The following is a 17,902-nucleotide window of genomic DNA, read 5'->3' on the forward strand; positions in this document are numbered from 1 at the left end:
CGCGGGCCCCCGGCGAACCGGTTCGCGCAGGGCTTCCCGCCCTCACCACCCTCACCCCGCCCGCACCCCCTCCTCCAGACCCGCCCCCAGACCCTCCCCAACCCGGCCCCCAGCCCCTCCCCCAGACCCCCGACCCGCTCACCGCAGCGGCTCCCGGGCGTTCTGCCGCCGGTCGAGTTCGGCGATGTCGGGGTGGTGCAGGTCGAAGGCCGGCGACTCGGAGCGGATCTTCGGCAGGGTGCGGAAGTTGTGCCGGGGCGGCGGGCAGGAGGTGGCCCACTCCAGCGACCGCCCGTACCCCCACGGGTCGTCGACGGTCACCTTCTCCCCGTACCGGGCGGTGTGCCAGACGTTGTGGAGGAACGGCAGGGTGGAGGCGCCGAGCAGCAGCGAACCGATGCTGGAGACGGTGTTCAGCGTGGTGAAGCCGTCCGAGGCGAGGTAGTCGGCGTAGCGGCGGGGCATGCCCTCGGCGCCGAGCCAGTGCTGCACCAGGAAGGTGGCGTGGAAGCCGGTGAAGAGGGTCCAGAAGTGGATCCGCCCGAGCCGCTCGTCCAGCATCCGGCCGGTGAACTTGGGCCACCAGAAGTGGAATCCGGCGAACATCGCGAAGACGACGGTGCCGAAGACCACGTAGTGGAAGTGGGCGACGACGAAGTACGAGTCGGAGACGTGGAAGTCGATCGGCGGGGAGGCCAGCAGCACCCCGGTGAGGCCGCCGAACAGGAAGGTGACCAGGAAGCCGACCGTCCACAGCATCGGCGTCTCGAAGCTCAGCGAACCGCGCCACATGGTGCCGATCCAGTTGAAGAACTTCACCCCGGTCGGCACCGCGATCAGCATCGTCATGATCGAGAAGAACGGCAGCAGCACCTGCCCGGTGACGAACATGTGGTGCGCCCAGACCGTGATCGACAGGCCGGTGATGGCGATGGTCGCGCCGATCAGACCGGAGTAGCCGAAGACCGGTTTGCGGCTGAACACCGGGATGATCTCGGTGACGATGCCGAAGAACGGCAGCGCGATGATGTACACCTCCGGGTGGCCGAAGAACCAGAACAGGTGCTGCCAGAGCAGCGCCCCGCCGTTGGCCGCGTCGAAGACGTGCGAGCCGAACTTGCGGTCCGACTCCAGGCAGAGCAGCGCGGCGGCGAGCACCGGGAAGGCGAACAGCACCAGCACGGCGGTGAGCAGGATGTTCCAGACGAAGATCGGCAGCCGGAACAGGGTCAGGCCGGGCGCCCGGAGGCAGATGATCGTGGTGATGAAGTTGACCGAGCCCAGGATGGTGCCGAAGCCGGAGAAGGCCAGGCCCATGATCCACAGGTCCGCGCCGAGGCCGGGGCTGTGCTCGGCGCTGTTCAGCGGCGCGTAGGCGAACCAGCCGAAGTCGGCGGCGCCGTCCGGGGTCAGGAAGCCGAACACGGCGATCAGCGAGCCGAACAGGTAGAGCCAGTAGGCGAGCGCGTTCAGCCGGGGGAAGGCGACGTCCGGGGCACCGATCTGCAGCGGCATGATCCAGTTGGCGAAGCCCGCGAACAGCGGGGTGGCGAACATCAGCAGCATGATCGTGCCGTGCATGGTGAACAGTTGGTTGAACTGCTCGTTGTCCATCAACTGCAGCCCCGGGCGGGCCAGTTCGATGCGCATCAGCAGGGCCATCAGGCCGCCGGCCAGGAAGAACAGGAAGGCGGTGGTCATGTAGAGGGTGCCGATGCGCTTGTGGTCGGTAGTGGTCAGCCAGCCGACCAGCGCCCGGCCGCGGCGCAGCCGCCGGGCACGGCGCAGGCGGTCCAGCCGGGGGGTGCGTGGCGGGCGCGGGGCCTGGTCCACGACGTCCTTCGGCAGCAGAGTCACGCGGCGCGCCTCCCGTGCTCGGGGCCGGACCGGGGCCGGACGGTGGTCGGACAACCACTACCAGTCGCCGCCCGGGGCCGCCCGGGGCCGCCCGGGACCGCGCACGACGCGTCACTCGAACAGCCCCGGCCCGGTTGCCCGGCGACCCGGCCCGACGGACGGTCGAAGTCCGTACGGTCCGCCCGTAGGCCTGTTCGGCCCCTGGAGGAATCCATGAGCAGCCCGTCGTCCAACCCCGAGCAGCCCTGGCGCGCCGGCCCCGGCACACCGCAGCCGACGCCGGGCAACCAGTTCAGCGACTGGGCCCCCGGCCTGGTGATGTTCGCGGGTGTGCTGATGCTGATGAACGGCATCATGGAGGTCTTCCGGGGCATCATGGCGGTCTCCAACGACGACCTCTTCGTCCACACCCCCCGCTACGTCTTCCGGTTCGACCTCACCGGCTGGGGCTGGATCCACATCATCGTCGGCGTGCTGGTCGCGGTGGTCGGCGCGTTCGTCCTCAAGGGCGCCGCCTGGGCCCGCGTCGCCGGCATCCTCCTCACCGCGCTGAGCGCCCTGGAGAGCTTCCTGGCCCTGCCGTACTTCCCGCTCTGGTCGCTCGTGGTGATCGCGCTGGACGTCTTCATCATCTGGGCGCTCTGCGTCTACCGCCCCGAGCAGGGCGCCCCGTCCTGACGACCCGGTGGTCCGCGCGCCCGCACCCGTCTCAGGTGCGGGCGCGCTGCGTGACGGCGATGCAGACCAGCACCACCGCCGCCGTCACCGGAGCGGCCGCCGGCAGGTCCTCGCCCAGCAGCAGCACCGACCAGACCAGCGTCAACAGCGGCTGCGCGAGCTGTAGTTGACTGGCCCGCGGCACCCCGATCTCCGCCATCCCCCGGTACCAGAGCACGAACCCGCCGAACTGCGAGACCGCCGCCGTGTACGCCAGCCCGGCCAGCGCCTTCACCCCGAGGTGGACCGGCTCGGCGGGCAGCGCGAGGGCCGCGGTCAGCAGCGTCACCGGCAGCGCGGCCACCACCGCCCAGGCGATCACCTGGGCACCCGGCAGGTCCCGGGAGAGCCGCCCGCCCTCCGCGTACCCGGCCGCGCACACCAGCAGCGCCGCGAACAGGTAGAGGTCGGCGGCGGTCGGCCGGCCGTGGCTCTGCAGCAGGGTGAAGGTGAGCACCGCCGCCGCCCCGGCCAGCGCCGCCGCCCAGAACGCCCGGGACGGCCGGCGCCCGGTGCGCAGCGCCGCGCACACCGCGGTGGCCAGCGGCAGCACGCCGATGACCACCGCCGAGTGGGCCGTCGAGGAGGTCCGCAGGGCGAGCGTGGTCAGCAGCGGGAAGCCCAGCACGCAGCCCCCCGACACCACCAGCAGGGCGGGCCAGTGCCGCCGGGGCGGCAGCGGAGCGCGGGCGGCGGCCAGGTAGAGCGCGGCGAGCAGGCCGGCCGCGACGCCGCGCAGCCCGGTCGCGGTCCACGGGCCGAAGCCGGTCAGGGCCCACGCGGTGGCGGGGAAGCTGAGGGAGAAGGAGGCCACCCCGAGGGCGGCCAGGGCGGTGCCGGAGGCGGGGCCTCGCGGTGCTACCGCCAGCGGGTGGGTAGCGCTATCTTGTGCCGTCATGAACGAGCGTAGCAGTGTGGCCGAACTCGCCGACAGGCTGCGACGGGAGGTCGAGCGCTACCCGGAGGGGCGAAAGCTGCCCTCCAGCCGGGTGCTGGTGGAACGCCACCAGGTCAGCCCGGTGACGGTCTCCCGGGCCATCGCGGTGCTCGCGGCCGAGGGCCTGGTGGTCTCCCGGCCGGGCGCCGGGGTGTTCCGGGCGGCGGCCTTCGCCGGGCGCCCGTCCGGCACCGCCGCGCCGGCCGCCCGCCCCGGCGACCTCTCCTGGCAGGAGGTCGCGCTCAGCGCCGACTCCGGCCCGCGCGACCTGCTGGCCGCGCCGGTGTTCGCCACCCTCCGCGTGCCCCCGCCCGACGTCATCGACCTCAACAGCGGCTACCCGCACGCCTCGCTGCTGCCCGAACGCCTGCTGGCCACCGCCCTCGCCCGGGCCGGACGGCGCCCGGGCGCCTGGGAGCGGCCGCCCACCGACGGCCTCACCGAGTTGCGCGGCTGGTTCGCCCGCGACATCGGCGGCACCGGCGGGCCGATCGGCACCGGGGACGTCCTGATCACCTCCGGCGGGCAGAGCGGGCTCACCGTGGCCATGCGCTCGCTCGCCGCGCCCGGCGCGCCCGTCCTGGTGGAGTCGCCGACCTACTCGGGCATCCTGGCCGTCGTCCGCGCGGCCGGGCTGCGCCCCGTCCCCGTCCCGGTCGACGCCGACGGCGTGCGCACCGACCTGCTGGCCGACGCCTTCGAGGCCACCCGGGCGCGGGTCTTCGTCTGCCAGCCGCTGTTCCAGAACCCGACCGGCGCGGTGCTCTCGCCCACCCGGCGCTCCGAGGTGCTGCGGATCGCCCGGGCGGCCGGCGCGTTCATCGTCGAGGACGACTTCGCCCGCCTGCTCATCCACGCGGACGCCCCCGCACTACCGCGCCCGCTCGCCGCCGACGACGACCAGGACGGGGTCGTGGTGCACCTGCGGTCGCTGACCAAGGCCGCCTCGCCCAATCTGCGGGTCGGCGCGCTCACCGCGCGCGGCCCGGCCCTGGCCCGGCTGCGGGCCACCCAGGTGGTGGACAGCTTCTTCGTGCCCCGGCCGCTCCAGGAGGCGACGCTGGAACTGGTCGCCGACCCCGGCTGGGCCCGCCACCTGCGCGCCCTCGGAGCGGAACTGCGGACCCGCCGCACCGCCACCGTCGCCGCCCTGCACCGCGAGCTGCCCGGCCTGCTCGACACCTACCGGCCCGGCGGCTACCACCTGTGGCTGCGGCTCCCGGACGGCGTCGACGACGCCGCCCTCACCGCCGCCGCCCTGCGCGCCGGCGTCCAGGTCACCCCCGGCCGCCCGTACCACGCCGCCGAACCCCCGGCCCCGCACCTGCGCCTCAGCTACGCCGCCGCCGAGAGCTCCGCCCACACCGCCGAGGGGATCCACCGCCTCCGCCGGGCCTACGAGGACCTGCCGGCCTGACCTCCGGCCCCGTCGTCCGGGCCTCAGCGCCCGTAGCCCGCCATCCGCTCCAACCGGGCGATGCGCTCCGCCATCGGCGGGTGGGTGGAGAACAGCCGGGCGCCGGCCTCACCGGGGCGGAAGGGGCTGGCGATCATCATGTGGCTGGCGGTCTGGAGCTGCGGCTCCGGCGGGAGCGGCAGTCGGCGGGTGCCGGCGTCGAGCTTGCGCAGGGCGTCGGCCAGGGCGAGCGGGTCGCCGGTGATCCGGGCGCCGTCGGCGTCGGCCTGGTACTCGCGGGAGCGGCTGACGGCCAGCTGGATGAGCCCGGCCGCCAGCGGGCCGAGGATCATGATGGCGAGCATGCCGAAGAGGCCGGGCCCGTCGTCGTCGTCGCTGCGGCCGAAGGGGATCAGCCAGGCGAAGTTCACCAGGAACATCACCACCGAGGCGAGCGCCCCGGCGACCGAGGAGATCAGGATGTCCCGGTTGTAGACGTGGCTCAGCTCGTGCCCGAGCACGCCCCGCAGTTCGCGTTCGTCCAGCAGTTGCAGGATGCCGTCGGTGCAGCAGACGGCCGCGTTGCGCGGGTTGCGGCCGGTGGCGAAGGCGTTCGGCGCGGGGGTCGGGGAGATGTAGAGGCGCGGCATCGGCTGGCGGGCCGCGGTGGAGAGCTCGCGGACGATCCGGTACAGCCGTGGCGCCTCGATCTCGCTGACCGGCCGGGCCCGCATGGCCCGCAGCGCGAGCTTGTCGCTGTTCCAGTAGGCGTAGGCGTTGGTGCCGAGGGCGACCAGCAGGGCGATCACCAAGCCGGTTCGGCCGAAGAATCCGCCGATCACCAAGATGAGCGCCGAGAGGCCGCCGAGCAGGACGGCGGTCCTCAGTCCGTTGTGCCGGCGGTGCACGTCAGGCCCTCCAATGGTGCGGTGGGGAAGCCCTTTCTGCCTCGTCCCTCTTGCCCGGTCAACGGGTGGGGGCCCGGGCCTTGTTCCCTTGTGACCGGCGTGACACCGCCGCGACACCGGTGCGACACCGGTGCGGCACCGGTGCGGCACCGGTGCGGCACCGCCGCGACGCCCGCGCACCCGCCCCGCCGGACCGCCGCCGCGGCCCGGCGGGCTCAGAACAGGGATCCGCCGGCGACCTGGAGGACCAGCTGCGGGGCGAAGGAGAGGACCACGGCCACCGAGGCGGTGAGCCCCAGCGTGGCGGTCAGACCGGCCGGCAGCGGGCCTTCGGCGCCGGCCTCGCCCACCGGTGCGGCGCCCGGTTCGGCACCCGGCGCGGCACCCGGCGCCGGGGCGAACAGCCGGGCCGTCCAGAGCAGGTAGTAGTACAGCGCGACGACCACGTTGACGGCCATCACGACGGCCAGCCAGCCCAGCCCGGCGTCGACGGCCGCGCGGAACACCACGACCTTGCCGAACAGGCCGATCACGCCCGGCGGCAGCCCGGCCAGGCAGAGCAGGAAGAAGGCGAGCGCGAGGGCCGTCCAGCGGCGCCGGGCGAACAGGCCGCGGAAGTCGTCCACGCTGGTCCCGGCCCGGCGGCCGACCGCCGCGACCACGCCGAACGCACCGAGGTTCACCACGCCGTAGATCAGCGCGTACGCGGCGGTGGCGCCGAGCGGATCGACCCCGGTGGGCGCGTAACCGGCGGCGGCGAGCGGCACCAGCAGGTAGCCGGCCTGGCCGACGGACGACCAGGCGAGCAGCCGCACCGCGCTGTAGCGGGTGTCGAAGCGCTGGCGCAGCGCGCCGACGTTGCCCACCGTCATGGTGACGGCGGCCAGCACGGCGAGCACCAGGCCCCAGGTGTGCGCGTACGGGCGGAAGGCGATGGTGGTGGCGAGCGCGAGACCGGACAGGCCGGCCGCCTTGCCGACCACCGAGAGGTAGCCGGCCACCGGCAGCGGGGCGCCGGTGTAGGTGTCGGGCACCCAGAAGTGGAACGGGACGGCGGCGACCTTGAAGGCGAAGCCGACCAGGGTCAGCACGGCGCCCGCCTCGGCCAGCGGCTTGAGCTGCCCGGGGGCGTGCTCCAGGCCCTGGGCGACGGCGCCGAGGTGCAGGCTGCCGCTGGCCGCGTAGACGAAGCCGATGCCGAGCAGCATCACGGCCGTGGCGGTGACGGAGGAGACGAAGAACTTGAGCGCGGCCTCGGCGCCCCGGCCGTCCCGGCGCAGCGCGACCAGGGCGAAGGCGGGCAGCGAGGCGACCTCCAGCGCGATCACCATGGTGGCGAGGTCGCGGGAGGCGGGCAGCAGTGCGGCGCCGGTGGCGCTGGAGAGCAGCAGGAACCAGTACTCGCCGCCGGGCAGCTTCTCGTCCTCGACGGTGTGTGCGGAGAGCAGGGCGGCGATCAGCGCGCCGCCGAGGGCGAGCAGCTGGAACACCAGGGCGAAGTGGTCGGCGACGTACGAGCAGCCGCCGTTGTCAGACCCCCCTGCTACGTTCTGCACACAGAAGGTCGCCCGGGGTGACCCCCCGGTGAGGGGGAGGAGTGCGATGAGGGCGAGGGCGAGTCCGGCCGCGGCGAGGCGGCCGAGCCACTTCCGGTGCCGCTCGGGCAGGAACAGGTCGGCGACCAGGACGGCGAGGGCGGCCACCGCGGCGATCAGCGGGGGCGCGATCGCCACCCAGTCCACGGACTGGATCAGGCTGCCCGGGTTGGCTACGGCGAGGGAGGTCACAGTGTGCTGCCCCGTGGAGTGAGGTCCGAGTGCGGCGGTCTGGGCTCCGAGCACGGTCAGCCACCCCCGAGGAGGTGCTTGACGGCGGGATCGGAGAGGCCGAGCAGGAGCGCGGGCCAGAGGCCGGCGAGCAGGGTGAGGGCGGCCAGCGGCGTCCAGCTGACGGCCTCGTACGGGCGCAGGTCGGCGACCCGGTCCACCGGGGCGGGCTGCTGGGGGTCGCCCATGCAGACGCGCCTGACCACGATCAGCAGGTAGGCGGCCGTGAGGAGGGTGCCGAGACCGGCCAGGACCATGTAGGTGACGAACGCGGGGCGCGACAGGCCGTCGGCCGGGTCGAACGCGCCGAACATGGCGAGCAGCTCGCCCCAGAAGCCGGCCAGGCCGGGCAGGCCGAGGCTGGCGACGGCGGCGAAGGCGAGCAGCGCGCCGATCCGCGGGGCACGGCCGTACAGGGCCGCGCCGGTGGCGCCGGAGAGGGTGTCGAGGTCCGCCGTGCCGTAGCGGTCCTTGAGGGCGCCGACGACGAAGAACAGCAGACCGGTGATCAGACCGTGGGCGATGTTGGCGAACAGCGCGCCGTTGACGCCCACCGGAGTGAGGGAGGCGATGCCCAGCAGTACGAAGCCCATGTGGCCGACGGAGGAGTACGCGATCAGGCGCTTGAGGTCGCCCTTGGCGCCGGGGCGGGCCAGCGCCAGACAGGCCAGTGATCCGTAGACGATGCCGACGGCGGCGAAGGCGCCCAGGTAGGGGGCGAGCGTCGCGGTGCCGTCGGGCACGACCGGGAGGAGGACGCGGACCAGACCGTACGTGCCCATCTTCAGCAGCACGCCGGCGAGCAGCACCGAGCCGACCGTCGGAGCGGCGGTGTGCGCGTCCGGGAGCCAGCTGTGCAGCGGCCAGGCGGGGGCCTTGACCGCGAGCCCGACCATGATCGCCAGCGCGGCGATCACCTGGGTGGTGTGGCTCAGGCCGTTGCCGTGCGCGGCGGCCAGGGCCTGCATGTCGAAGGTGCCGGCCTTGCTGCCGATCAGCAGGAAGCCGAGCAGCATCACGGCCGAGCCGAGCAGCGTGTACAGGATGAACCGGTTGGCGGCCGGGGCCTTCGCCCCGCTCCCCCAGCGGGCGATCAGGAAGTACATCGGGATCAGCACGATCTCGAAGGCCAGGAAGAAGAGCAGGAGGTCCAGCACCGCGAAGGTGGCGAGCATGCCGACTTCGAGGAGGAGGAACAGCCCGACGAAGGCCCTCGCCGACGGCGCGCCGGGCCCGTCCGGCAGCCGCTTCTCCGAGTACAGCGCGCAGAGGAAGGTGAGCAGTGCGGTCAGCACGATCAGCGGCAGCGAGACGCCGTCCACGCCGAGGTGGAGGCGCACGTCGAGGGCCGGGATCCAGGACACGTCGGTGGTGGCCTGCATCCGGGCGGGCTCGTCGTGGTCGAAACCGGCCGCCAGGGCGACGGTGAGCAGCAGCACCGCGCCGGTGACGACGGTGTTCAGCCGCAGCGCCCGCCGGTCGGCGGCGGCCGGCTCCGGGCCGAACACCGGCGCCAGGGTGAGCGCGGCGCCGAGCAGCGGCAGCACCAGGAGGGCGATGAGGACTGCGTTCATCGGGGGCTCCTACGGGCGGCGGTCGGAATCGGGGGAACCGGGGAGAGGGGGTACGGCATCCGCTACACCGCCACCAGGACGGCCAGCAGGACGACGCCGGCGAGCAGCGCGCTGAGGTAGGTCTGCGCGTTGCCGGTCTGCGCGAGCCGGACGGCCCGGCCGAGCAGGTTGGCGCCGACCCCGCTGCCGCGCACGTAGGTCTCGACGACCTCGCGGTCGAGGAAGCGGACCAGCCGCGCGGCGGCGGTCACCGGGCGGACGAACAGCGCGTGGTACAGCCGGTCGACGCCGAAGCCGTGCCGGGCCGGGCCGAACAGCGGGCCGAGCAGGGTGCGCCCGGGGTCGGCGACGATCACCTCGGCGGCCGGGGCCCCGGCCTGCTCGGGCACCCGGCCGGCGTCGGCCGGGGCCGGGCGGCCGGTGGCCAGCCGCGCGGTCGCCGCGCGCCAGGCGCCGTACGCCGCGAGCACGCCGACCACGGCGAGCCCGGTACCGATGACGGCGGTGACGGCCGAGGGGCGCAGCGAGCCGCCGTCCAGCAGCGCGGGCAGCCAGTCCGAGCGCAGCCCGGCGATGCCGAAGCCCATGGTCGGGATCGCCAGCACCCAGAGCGGCCAGCGCATCGCGGGCGGCTCGGCGGTGGCCGGGTCGGCCTCGTCGAGCTCGGGCGAGTACGGCGCGTCCGCCTCGTGCCCGGCCGGAGACGCCCCGGCCCGAGACTCTGCGGCCGGAGACACTGCGGCCGGAGACACCCCGGCCTGCGAGGCCGCGGCAGCCGGCGCCCCGGCTCCCGGCGCCCTGACGGCCGGGCTGTGGAAGCTGACCAGGAAGAGCCGGGTCGCGTACGCGGCGGTGAGCAGCGCGGTGAGTCCGGCCGAGATCAGCACGATCCACCCGGCGGCCTCCGGCACGGCCGAGGCCGGGCCGAGCCCGTTGGTGAGCGCCTCACCGTTGGCGGCGTGCTCGGCGGCGGTCAGCACCGCCTCCTTGCTGAAGAAGCCGGAGAACGGCGGCAGCCCGACCAGGGCGACGAGCGCGATGCCCATCGTCCAGTAGGCGTCCGGGACGCGCTTGCGCAGCCCGGGGATCCGGGACATCGCGGAGATCGAGTTGGTGTGCGCGGCGTGGATCACCACGCCGGCGGCCAGGAACAGCAGCGCCTTGAAGGCGCCGTGGCTGACCAGGTGGAAGACGGAGGCCTCGCGGTCGCCGCTGGCCAGCGCCCCGGCCATGTAGCCGAGCTGGCCGACGGTGGAGTAGGCGAGCACCCGTTTGAGGTCGTCCTGGGCGAGCGCGCAGAGCGCCGAACCGATCATCGTCACGGCGGCCATCACGGCCAGCACGACCAGCGCCGCGCCCGACAGCAGGAACACCGGCAGCAGGCGGGCGACCAGGTAGATGCCGGCCGCGACCATGGTGGCGGCGTGGATCAGCGCGGAGACCGGCGTCGGGCCGGCCATCGCGTCCGGGAGCCAGGTGTGCAGCGGGAACTGCGCGCTCTTGCCGGCCACCCCGGCGAGCAGCAGCAGGGCGATCAGTGTCGGGTGGCCCAGCCGCCCGTCGGTGGCGGCGGCCAGCACGTCGGGGATCCGGAAGCTTCCGGCGTCCGCGCCGAGCAGGAAGATCCCGAACAGGAACGGCACGTCGCCGAGCTTGGTGACCAGGAAGGCCTTCAGCGAGGCCGACCGGGCGTCCTCGGTCTCCCAGTGGTGGCCGATCAGGAAGTACGAGCAGATGCCCATGACCTCCCAGCCGACCAGCAGCACGATCAGGTCGCCGGAGTAGACCACCAGGAACATCGCCGCGGTGAACAGCGAGACCAGTGCCGCGTACGACGGGTAGCGCGGGTCCTTCCTGAGGTACGCGGTCGAGTAGACCTGCACGCAGGTGGCGACCAGGCCGACCAGCACGGAGATCAGCGAGCTGAAGCCGTCCAGGTGAAGGGCGAGCGCGATGTCCGGACCGCCGGTCGGGGTGAGCCGGGTGGCGGCGTCCAGGGCCTGGCCGGTGCCGAGCTGGAGGGCGACGACCAGGGCGAGCACAGCCGAGACGGCGACCGGCACGATGGCCAGCGGCCGGGCCAGGCCGGGCGCCTTCTTGCCGACGGCCAGGGTCGCGGCGGCACCGAGTGCGGGCAGCGCGGGGACGAGGGCGGGCAGGGCGAGGTTCATGCGGCGGCCTGGCCCTTCAGCGCCTCGGCTCCGGTCGGCGTCTCCTCGGCGAGCGGTTCGGCCGGATCGCCGAGCGCGGTGGCCCGGTCGATGTCCGCGGTGCCCCGGGCCCGGAACAGCAGCAGGACGATGGCGAGCCCCAGCCCGATCTCGGCGGCGGCGACGGTGATGGTGAACAGGGTGAGCGCCTGGCCGGCGTGCAGCGAGTCGCGCAGCCAGGTGTCGAAGGCGACCAGGTTGAGGTTGACGGCGTTGAGCATCAGCTCGACGGACATCAGGACCAGGACGGCGTTGCGCCGGGCGAGCACGCCGTACACGCCGACGCTGAACAGCAGCGCGGCGAGGACGACGGGGTAGGCGAGGTGCATCAGCTCTCCTCCGACGCGGACGGCGCGGACCGCTCGGACGGCGCGGACGGCGCGGACGGCGCGGACGGCCCAGCGGGCGCAGCCTCCGTGGTCACTGCGGCCTCCGGGGCTTCCGGGGCCTCCGGGGCCTCCGGGCTCTCCGGCGCCGGCCGGGGCACGGTGGCGGCGACGGTCCCGTTCGAGCCCACCGGCCGACCGGCCCGCAACCGGCCCGCCCGGGGCGGCGGCACCCGCCGCTTCGACCCGCGCGACAGCACGATCGCGCCGACCAGCGCCGCCAGCAGCAGCACGGAGAGGGCCTCGAAGGGCAGCACCCAGTGGCGGAACAGGCTCGCCCCGGTGACGGCGGCCGAGCCGCCCCCCGCGCCGAGGTCGATCCAGGAGGTCCGGAAGGCGTCGACGACCAGCGTCACCAGCGTCCCGGCCGAGGCGAGCGCCACGACCAGGGCCACCCAGCGGTTCTTGGAGTCGGCGTCCGGCGAGCGCCCGATCGGCGCCTTGGTGAGCATCAGCCCGAACAGCACCAGGACGATCACCGAGCCGAGGTAGATCAGCACCTGCACCCAGGCGATGAACTCGGCGGTGAGCAGCAGGAACTCCACCGCCAGCCCGCCCAGCGCGACCACCAGCCAGAGCGCGGCGTGCACCAGCTGCTTGGTGCTGACGGCGACCACGGCCGAGCCGAGCACGGCGACGCCGACCAGCAGGAAGACGAGCTCCACCCCGGTCGGGGACAGGAACGAACGGGCGGCCGGCTCCAGCGAGCCGGTCGCCGCGAGCAGGGTGGCGGCGCTCACTGGGCCTCCCCCTCATCCGAGGCGGCTGCGACGGCCGCGGCGGCCGCCAGCTTGTCCGCCGCCTTGCGCGCGGTGGCGATCTCCTTGGGCTCCTCGGCCGCCGGGTCCAGCGCCGGCGGCGCCGGGACGGTCCACATCCACTCGCGGAGCTTGTCCCGCTCGTGGGTCAGCTCCAGGATGTCGGTCTCGGCGTACTCGAACTCGGGCGACCAGAACAGCGCGTCGAAGGGGCACACCTCGATGCAGATCCCGCAGTACATGCAGAGCGAGAAGTCGATGGCGAACCGGTCCAGCACGTTGCGGGTGCGGGCCCGCGCGTTCGGCTCGGCGGCCGGCAGCGTCTCCTTGTGGGAGTCGATGTAGATGCACCAGTCCGGGCACTCGCGCGCGCAGAGCATGCACACCGTGCAGTTCTCCTCCAGCAGCGCGATGACGCCGCGCGAACGCGGCGGCAGCAACGGCTGCACGTCGGGGTACTGCGCGGTGACGGTCTTCTTCGTCATCGTCCGCAGGGTCACGGCCAAGCCCTTGGCCAGGCCAGCACCGGGAAAACTCATGAGATCGCCACCTTGATGACGCCGGTCAGGGCCAGCTGGACGAGGGCGAGCGGGATCAGCACGGTCCACGCGAAGCGCATCAGCTGGTCCTCGCGCAGACGCGGGTAGGTGACCCGCAGCCAGATGACCACGAAGGCCAGCGCGAAGGTCTTCAGGATCATCCAGAGCCAGCCGAGCTGGTCCGGCAGCGGGCCGTGCCAGCCGCCCAGGAAGAGCACCGCGGTCAGCGCCGACACCACCAGGATGCCCACGTACTCGGACAGCAGGAACAGCGCGAAGCGCAGGCCGGTGTACTCGGTGTACGCGCCGAAGATGATCTCCGAGTCGGCGACCGGCATGTCGAACGGCGGGCGCTGGAGCTCGGCCAGACCGGCCGTGAAGAACACGAACGCGCCGATGAGCTGCCAGGGCAGCCAGTACCACTCCCAGGCGTCCACGATCCCGGGCAGCGAGAGCGTGCCGGCGGCCATCGCCACCGAGGCCGCCGCCAGCACCATCGGCAGCTCGTACGACATCAGCTGCGCGGCCGTGCGCAGACCGCCGAGCAGCGAGAACTTGTTCGCCGAGGCCCAGCCGGCCATCAGCTTGCCGATCACGCCGACGCCCATCACGGCCAGCACGAAGAACAGACCGGCGTCGATCGCCTGGCCGACGAAGCCGTTCGGGCCGACCGGGATCGCCAGCAGCACGAAGAGGTACGGCAGCAGCGAGACGGCGGGCGCCAGCCGGAAGATCCGGCGGTCCGCCCCGGCCGGGACGATGTCCTCCTTCTGCGCGAACTTCACGCCGTCCGCGACGAGCTGCGCCCAGCCGTGGAAGCCGCCCGCGTACATCGGGCCGAGCCGGCCCTGCATGTGCGCCATGACCTTGTGCTCGGTCTGTCCGATGACCAGCGGGAAGGTGAGGAAGACGACCAGGGTGGCGACGCAGCGCAGCACCGTGTCGAGCAGGTTCACGCGCCGCCTCCGTCCTGGCCGGCCGGTCCGGCCGACGTCTCGTCCTGCTCACCCGCGGGCGCGGCGGGCTTCGCCGGCTCGACGGGCGCCTCCACCTCGGCGGGCGGCACGGCCTCGGTCGGCGCCTCCGCCCCGGCGGGCTTCGCGGGCTCGTCGTGCGCGGGCACCGGGTTGTGCCAGGGCGCGTCCGAGGACCGGGTCCGCGGCGGCGCCGAGCGCTCGGCCTTCGACTCGACGGGTCCGGCGGCTTCAGCAGGCGCAGCGGCCTCCGCAGGCCCAGCAGCCGCCGCAGGCGCAGCAGCCGCCGGCTCCGCGGCCTGGCTGACCGAGCCGTCGGACACCGACCTGACCCGCCGCGGCCGGTCCGCCCGCACCGCAGGCGCCGCCTCGCCGGCGGCGGCAGCATCAGCAGCGGCGGCGCCGGCGCCGGCGCCGGCAGCAGCGGCCTCGGCACCCGCCTGGCTCGCCGACCCCTCCGCCACCGTCCTGGTCCGCCGCGGCCGGTCCGCCCGCACCGCCGCACCCTCGGCACCGGCCGCAGCACCAGCAGCACCAGCAGCCGCCCGAGGCGTCCGCCCGGCCGCGCCCGCCGCCCGCGCTCCGCGCGCGGGCCGCTCGGCGACCGGCGGCAGGGTGCCCTTCAGCGGCCCCCACTCGTTCGGGTCCGGCACGCCGGGCGGCTGCATCTTGCGCCGGGCGGGCCCGTCGCCGTGGTCCGACTCGCCCGGCTCCTTGGCGCCCGGCCAGGCCTTGGCGACCCGGGCCGCGAGCACGAACTCCTTGCGCAGCGGGTATCCCTCGAAGCCGTCCGGCAGCAGCAGGGTGGCGAGGTAGGGGTGTCCGGGGAAGTCGATGCCGAACATCTCGTGGGTCTCGCGCTCGTGCCAGGCGGCGCCCGCGTAGACCGGGACGGCGGTCGGCAGCGCGGCCCCGCCCCGCGGCACCCGGGTGCGCAGCGCCAGGTGGCGCACGCCCGGGGCGTCGGCGGAGGCGAGGTGGGCGACCACGGAGAAGCCCTCGGCCAGTTCGTCGACGGCGCTCAGCCAGTCGAAGAAGCCCAGGCCGAGCGTGTCGCGGGCGTTGGTGAGCGCCTCGATCCAGTGTTCGGCGGGGACGTCGACGGTGACCAGCCCGTAAGCCTCGGCGCCGGTCGCCCACTCCCCGACCGACGCCGCGTACTGCTCGGCGATGGTCATGAGACGCCTCCCTCGGTCGAAGGCCCCGCCACGAGCGGGCGGCGCAGCGCCGCCGCGGGCGCGGTGTAGCGGTCGGGCAGCGACTCGGCGGCGATCTTCTCCTGCAGCTTGAGGATGCCCTGGAGCAGCGCCTCGGGCCGGGGCGGGCAGCCGGGCACGTAGACGTCGACCGGGATGATCTGGTCCACGCCCTTGGTCACCGAGTAGGAGTCCCAGTACGGGCCGCCGGAGTTGGAGCAGGCGCCGAAGGAGATGACGTACTTCGGCTCGGGCATCTGCTCGTAGAGGCGCTTGACGGCGGGCGCCATCTTGTCGGTCACCGTCCCCGAGACGATCATCAGGTCGGCCTGACGGGGTCCGGGCGCGAACGGAATGACACCCATCCGGATGAAGTCGTGTTTGGCCATGGACGCCGCGATGAACTCGATCGCGCAGCAGGCCAGGCCGAAGTTGAAGCACCAGAGGCTGTAACGGCGGCCCCAGTTGAGCACGACCTTGACCGGGTCGGGCGCGAGCCGGGCCAGCGGGCCGATGCCGCGGTGCTCGACGGCGCCGGGGCGCGACGGGTCCGGGAGGCCGAGCGGGACCGGCCCGCCCTGGGCGCCGTGCGAGTGGGTGTGCGTCACGTCCATTCCAGAACGCCCTTCTTCCAGGCGTAGAGCAGGCCGACCGCGAGGAAGCCGATGAAGAGGAACATCTCGATCAGCGTTCCGGCGCCGTACCCGGCGGTGGCGAAGACCGTCGCCCACGGGAACAGGTAGATCGCGTCGACCGCGAAGATCACGTACAGGAAGGCGTACACGTAGTAGCGGATCTGGGTGTGCGCCCAGTCCTCGCCCACCGGGTCCACCCCGCACTCGTAGGCGAGGAGCTTCTCGGGCGAGTAGACCACCGGCCGCAGCAGCCGGTTGGCGGTGAACGCCACGGCGACGAAGAGCACTCCGACGACGGCCATCAGGCCCATCGCGGCGTACGCGTCGAAGTAGCCGCCGCCGACCGCCGGGTCGGCCGCGACGGCAGCCGCGTGCTGCCCCTCCATGCCTTCGCCCTCCACCTCGGCCGTGAACAACCCCTCAAGGCAGTTCTACGACGTTTCCTCGCACGGTCATAACCATGGCCAATGCGTGAGTCTAAGGGGACGGCTCCGCTCCGCCCGAACCCCGCTCGCTCCGCAAGACGTCCGGTGGACACCCCCGCGAGCACCGGGCAGCGGCCCGACGACCGGGGCAGGGGTAGGGATAACCCCCGTCCCGGAAGATGTATCACCCCCATGGCATCTCCTGCCCCGGGTTCGGGAAGCTTGGTCCACCAGCTCGACCAAGAGGGACGGTAGATCCAGATGAAGCCGCTGCACCGCCGCACCGTGGACGCCATCAAGGGGCAGGACGCCCGGATGGACCGCCCGCCGCTGTACGGCGCGCGGATGTGGCGGCAGGTCGGCCAGCTGCTGCTCAACCTGCCGCTCGGTGTCGTCGGCTTCACGCTCACCACCATCACGCTCACCGCCGGCCTGGGGATGTCGATCACCGTGGTCGGCCTGCCGCTGCTGGCCGGCGGACTGGCCGTCTCCCGCTTCCTGGGCGGGCTGGGCCGCCGGCGGGCCCGGGCGGCGTACGACTCCGCGATCCACGAGCCGGAGCCGGTGTGGCCGCGCCGGCCGGGGGTGGTGGGCTTCACCATCGCCCATCTGACCGACCTGCTGAACTGGCGCTCGGCGCTCTACAACGTGCTGATGCTGCCCTGGGGCATCCTGAGCTTCACGGTGGCCCTGGTCGCGGTCACCGTGATGTGGCCGGTGCTGCCCTGGGTGATCCGGGCCTTGGCGGCGATCGACCGGATCCTGATCGAGTCGCTGCTCTTCCCCGGCGCCCTGGCCGAGCGGGTGCGCGAGCTGGAGGACGACCGCGGCACCGTGGTCGACACCGCCGCCGCCGATCTGCGCCGGATCGAGCGCGACCTGCACGACGGCGCCCAGGCCCGCCTGGTCGCGCTGGCCATGGACCTGGGCATGGCCAAGGAGCGGCTGCGCGAGGTCGAGACCGAGGACGACGTGGCGGCCGCCACGAAGATGGTCGACAACGCGCACGGCGAGGTGAAGCTGGCCCTACAGGAGCTGCGCGACCTGGCCCGGGGCATCCACCCGGCGGTGCTCACCGACCGCGGCCTGGACGCGGCCCTGTCCGCGGTCGCCGCCCGCTGCACCGTCCCCGGCGGGGTCAAGGTGAACGTCGACCTGAAGGGACCGGACGGCCGGCCCGAGCGCCCGGACTCGGCGGTCGAGGGCATCGCGTACTTCACCGTCAGCGAGCTGCTGACCAACGTCTCCAAGCACGCCGGCGCCCGCTCCGCCTCGGTCGACGTCTGGCGCTCGGACGACCAGCTGATGGTGCTGGTCCAGGACGACGGCAAGGGCGGCGCGGCCCCGTACCCGGGCAGCGGCCTGGCCGGGCTGACCGAGCGGATCCGCGCGGTGGACGGGGTGCTCCTGGTGCAGAGCCCGGAGGGCGGCCCGACCAGCGTCACCGTCGAACTGCCCTGGCGCACCCACACCGCCCGCCGCTGAGCGAGCCCTCTCCTCCGGATCACGCCGGGCGCACGACGCCGGGACCTCGTCGAGGAGGTGACGAGGTCCCGGCGTCGGT

General features: G+C 73.7%; 16 protein-coding genes. 3 read left to right on the top strand and 13 right to left on the bottom strand.

From position 1 onward, the window contains the following. Positions 1 to 138: 138 nt before the first annotated feature. Positions 139 to 1,797, bottom strand: a complete 1,659-nt coding sequence (gene ctaD, locus ACIPLC_RS00850; RefSeq protein ID WP_400470609.1) for a cytochrome c oxidase subunit I — start codon at positions 1,795 to 1,797, stop codon at positions 139 to 141. 273 nt (positions 1,798 to 2,070) lie between these two features. On the opposite strand from ctaD, the gene ACIPLC_RS00855 reads away from it, so the two are divergent. Then, the gene (locus tag ACIPLC_RS00855) at positions 2,071 to 2,535 is read left to right on the top strand and encodes a hypothetical protein (RefSeq protein WP_400469374.1); all 465 of its coding nucleotides are present in this window, start codon (positions 2,071 to 2,073) and stop codon (positions 2,533 to 2,535) included. Between the two features lie 31 nt (positions 2,536 to 2,566). Here the strand turns inward: ACIPLC_RS00855 and ACIPLC_RS00860 are convergent, their stop codons facing one another. Continuing rightward, positions 2,567 to 3,472, bottom strand: a complete 906-nt coding sequence (locus ACIPLC_RS00860) for a DMT family transporter (protein ID WP_400469377.1) — start codon at positions 3,470 to 3,472, stop codon at positions 2,567 to 2,569. On the opposite strand from ACIPLC_RS00860, the gene ACIPLC_RS00865 reads away from it, so the two are divergent. After that, a complete protein-coding gene (locus ACIPLC_RS00865; RefSeq protein ID WP_400469379.1) occupies positions 3,471 to 4,928 on the top strand; it encodes a PLP-dependent aminotransferase family protein in 1,458 nt (485 codons plus the stop codon). The two genes, ACIPLC_RS00860 and ACIPLC_RS00865, sit on opposite strands and share 2 nt — an antisense overlap. A gap of 23 nt (positions 4,929 to 4,951) precedes the next feature. On the opposite strand, the gene htpX is transcribed toward ACIPLC_RS00865, so the two are convergent. From htpX to ACIPLC_RS00920, 11 genes are all read right to left on the bottom strand, one after another. After that, entirely contained in the window at positions 4,952 to 5,815 is an 864-nt protein-coding gene (gene htpX, locus ACIPLC_RS00870; RefSeq protein ID WP_400469382.1) for a zinc metalloprotease HtpX, read from the bottom strand. A 215-nt stretch (positions 5,816 to 6,030) separates the two neighbouring features. Beyond that, complete coding sequence (locus ACIPLC_RS00875; RefSeq protein WP_400469384.1) at positions 6,031 to 7,602, bottom strand: NADH-quinone oxidoreductase subunit N; 1,572 nt, start codon at positions 7,600 to 7,602, stop codon at positions 6,031 to 6,033. Positions 7,603 to 7,658: 56 nt separating this feature from the next. Beyond that, a complete protein-coding gene (locus ACIPLC_RS00880) occupies positions 7,659 to 9,215 on the bottom strand; it encodes a NuoM family protein (protein ID WP_400469386.1) in 1,557 nt (518 codons plus the stop codon). A 62-nt stretch (positions 9,216 to 9,277) separates the two neighbouring features. Then, positions 9,278 to 11,386, bottom strand: coding sequence for an NADH-quinone oxidoreductase subunit L (locus ACIPLC_RS00885; RefSeq protein ID WP_400469389.1), 2,109 nt, complete (start codon positions 11,384 to 11,386; stop codon positions 9,278 to 9,280). Next, positions 11,383 to 11,754 (bottom strand): NADH-quinone oxidoreductase subunit NuoK, encoded by a 372-nt coding sequence (gene nuoK / locus ACIPLC_RS00890; RefSeq protein ID WP_400469392.1) that lies wholly within the window; start codon positions 11,752 to 11,754, stop codon positions 11,383 to 11,385. The genes ACIPLC_RS00885 and nuoK overlap by 4 nt, the downstream gene beginning before the upstream one ends. After that, positions 11,754 to 12,551: an NADH-quinone oxidoreductase subunit J gene (locus ACIPLC_RS00895; RefSeq protein WP_400469395.1), complete on the bottom strand. Its 798-nt coding sequence runs from the start codon at positions 12,549 to 12,551 to the stop codon at positions 11,754 to 11,756. The genes nuoK and ACIPLC_RS00895 overlap by 1 nt, the downstream gene beginning before the upstream one ends. Then, positions 12,548 to 13,108 (bottom strand): NuoI/complex I 23 kDa subunit family protein, encoded by a 561-nt coding sequence (locus ACIPLC_RS00900; RefSeq protein WP_400469398.1) that lies wholly within the window; start codon positions 13,106 to 13,108, stop codon positions 12,548 to 12,550. Before ACIPLC_RS00900 ends, ACIPLC_RS00895 begins: the two co-directional genes overlap by 4 nt. Further along, complete coding sequence (gene nuoH, locus ACIPLC_RS00905) at positions 13,105 to 14,064, bottom strand: NADH-quinone oxidoreductase subunit NuoH (RefSeq protein WP_400469400.1); 960 nt, start codon at positions 14,062 to 14,064, stop codon at positions 13,105 to 13,107. The genes ACIPLC_RS00900 and nuoH overlap by 4 nt, the downstream gene beginning before the upstream one ends. Beyond that, positions 14,061 to 15,260 (bottom strand): NADH-quinone oxidoreductase subunit C, encoded by a 1,200-nt coding sequence (locus ACIPLC_RS00910; protein WP_400469403.1) that lies wholly within the window; start codon positions 15,258 to 15,260, stop codon positions 14,061 to 14,063. Before ACIPLC_RS00910 ends, nuoH begins: the two co-directional genes overlap by 4 nt. Further along, on the bottom strand, positions 15,257 to 15,892 hold the full coding sequence (locus ACIPLC_RS00915; protein ID WP_400469406.1) for an NADH-quinone oxidoreductase subunit B: 636 nt from the start codon (positions 15,890 to 15,892) through the stop codon (positions 15,257 to 15,259). Before ACIPLC_RS00915 ends, ACIPLC_RS00910 begins: the two co-directional genes overlap by 4 nt. Continuing rightward, positions 15,883 to 16,299 (bottom strand): NADH-quinone oxidoreductase subunit A, encoded by a 417-nt coding sequence (locus tag ACIPLC_RS00920; protein WP_400469409.1) that lies wholly within the window; start codon positions 16,297 to 16,299, stop codon positions 15,883 to 15,885. The genes ACIPLC_RS00915 and ACIPLC_RS00920 overlap by 10 nt, the downstream gene beginning before the upstream one ends. Positions 16,300 to 16,599: 300 nt before the next feature. Here ACIPLC_RS00920 and ACIPLC_RS00925 point away from each other — a divergent pair, with 300 nt between their 5' ends. Continuing rightward, on the top strand, positions 16,600 to 17,823 hold the full coding sequence (locus ACIPLC_RS00925; RefSeq protein WP_400469412.1) for a sensor histidine kinase: 1,224 nt from the start codon (positions 16,600 to 16,602) through the stop codon (positions 17,821 to 17,823). Positions 17,824 to 17,902 lie beyond the last annotated feature (79 nt).

This window comes from Kitasatospora sp. NPDC086801 (assembly GCF_044745805.1).
Lineage (GTDB): Bacteria > Actinomycetota > Actinomycetes > Streptomycetales > Streptomycetaceae > Kitasatospora.

Bases quoted from the DNA above. Each gene is read 5' to 3' on its own strand.
- ACIPLC_RS00855 (WP_400469374.1), top strand. From the start codon at position 2,071: ATGAGCAGCCCGTCGTCCAACCCCGAGCAGCCCTGGCGCGCCGGCCCC.
- ACIPLC_RS00865 (WP_400469379.1), top strand. From the start codon at position 3,471: ATGAACGAGCGTAGCAGTGTGGCCGAACTCGCCGACAGGCTGCGACGG.
- ACIPLC_RS00860 (WP_400469377.1), bottom strand. From the start codon at position 3,472: ATGACGGCACAAGATAGCGCTACCCACCCGCTGGCGGTAGCACCGCGA.
- ACIPLC_RS00880 (WP_400469386.1), bottom strand. From the start codon at position 9,215: ATGAACGCAGTCCTCATCGCCCTCCTGGTGCTGCCGCTGCTCGGCGCC.
- ACIPLC_RS00885 (WP_400469389.1), bottom strand. From the start codon at position 11,386: ATGAACCTCGCCCTGCCCGCCCTCGTCCCCGCGCTGCCCGCACTCGGT.
- nuoK (WP_400469392.1), bottom strand. From the start codon at position 11,754: ATGCACCTCGCCTACCCCGTCGTCCTCGCCGCGCTGCTGTTCAGCGTC.
- ACIPLC_RS00900 (WP_400469398.1), bottom strand. From the start codon at position 13,108: ATGAGTTTTCCCGGTGCTGGCCTGGCCAAGGGCTTGGCCGTGACCCTG.
- ACIPLC_RS00910 (WP_400469403.1), bottom strand. From the start codon at position 15,260: ATGACCATCGCCGAGCAGTACGCGGCGTCGGTCGGGGAGTGGGCGACC.
- ACIPLC_RS00915 (WP_400469406.1), bottom strand. From the start codon at position 15,892: ATGGACGTGACGCACACCCACTCGCACGGCGCCCAGGGCGGGCCGGTC.
- ACIPLC_RS00920 (WP_400469409.1), bottom strand. From the start codon at position 16,299: ATGGAGGGGCAGCACGCGGCTGCCGTCGCGGCCGACCCGGCGGTCGGC.
- ACIPLC_RS00925 (WP_400469412.1), top strand. From the start codon at position 16,600: ATGAAGCCGCTGCACCGCCGCACCGTGGACGCCATCAAGGGGCAGGAC.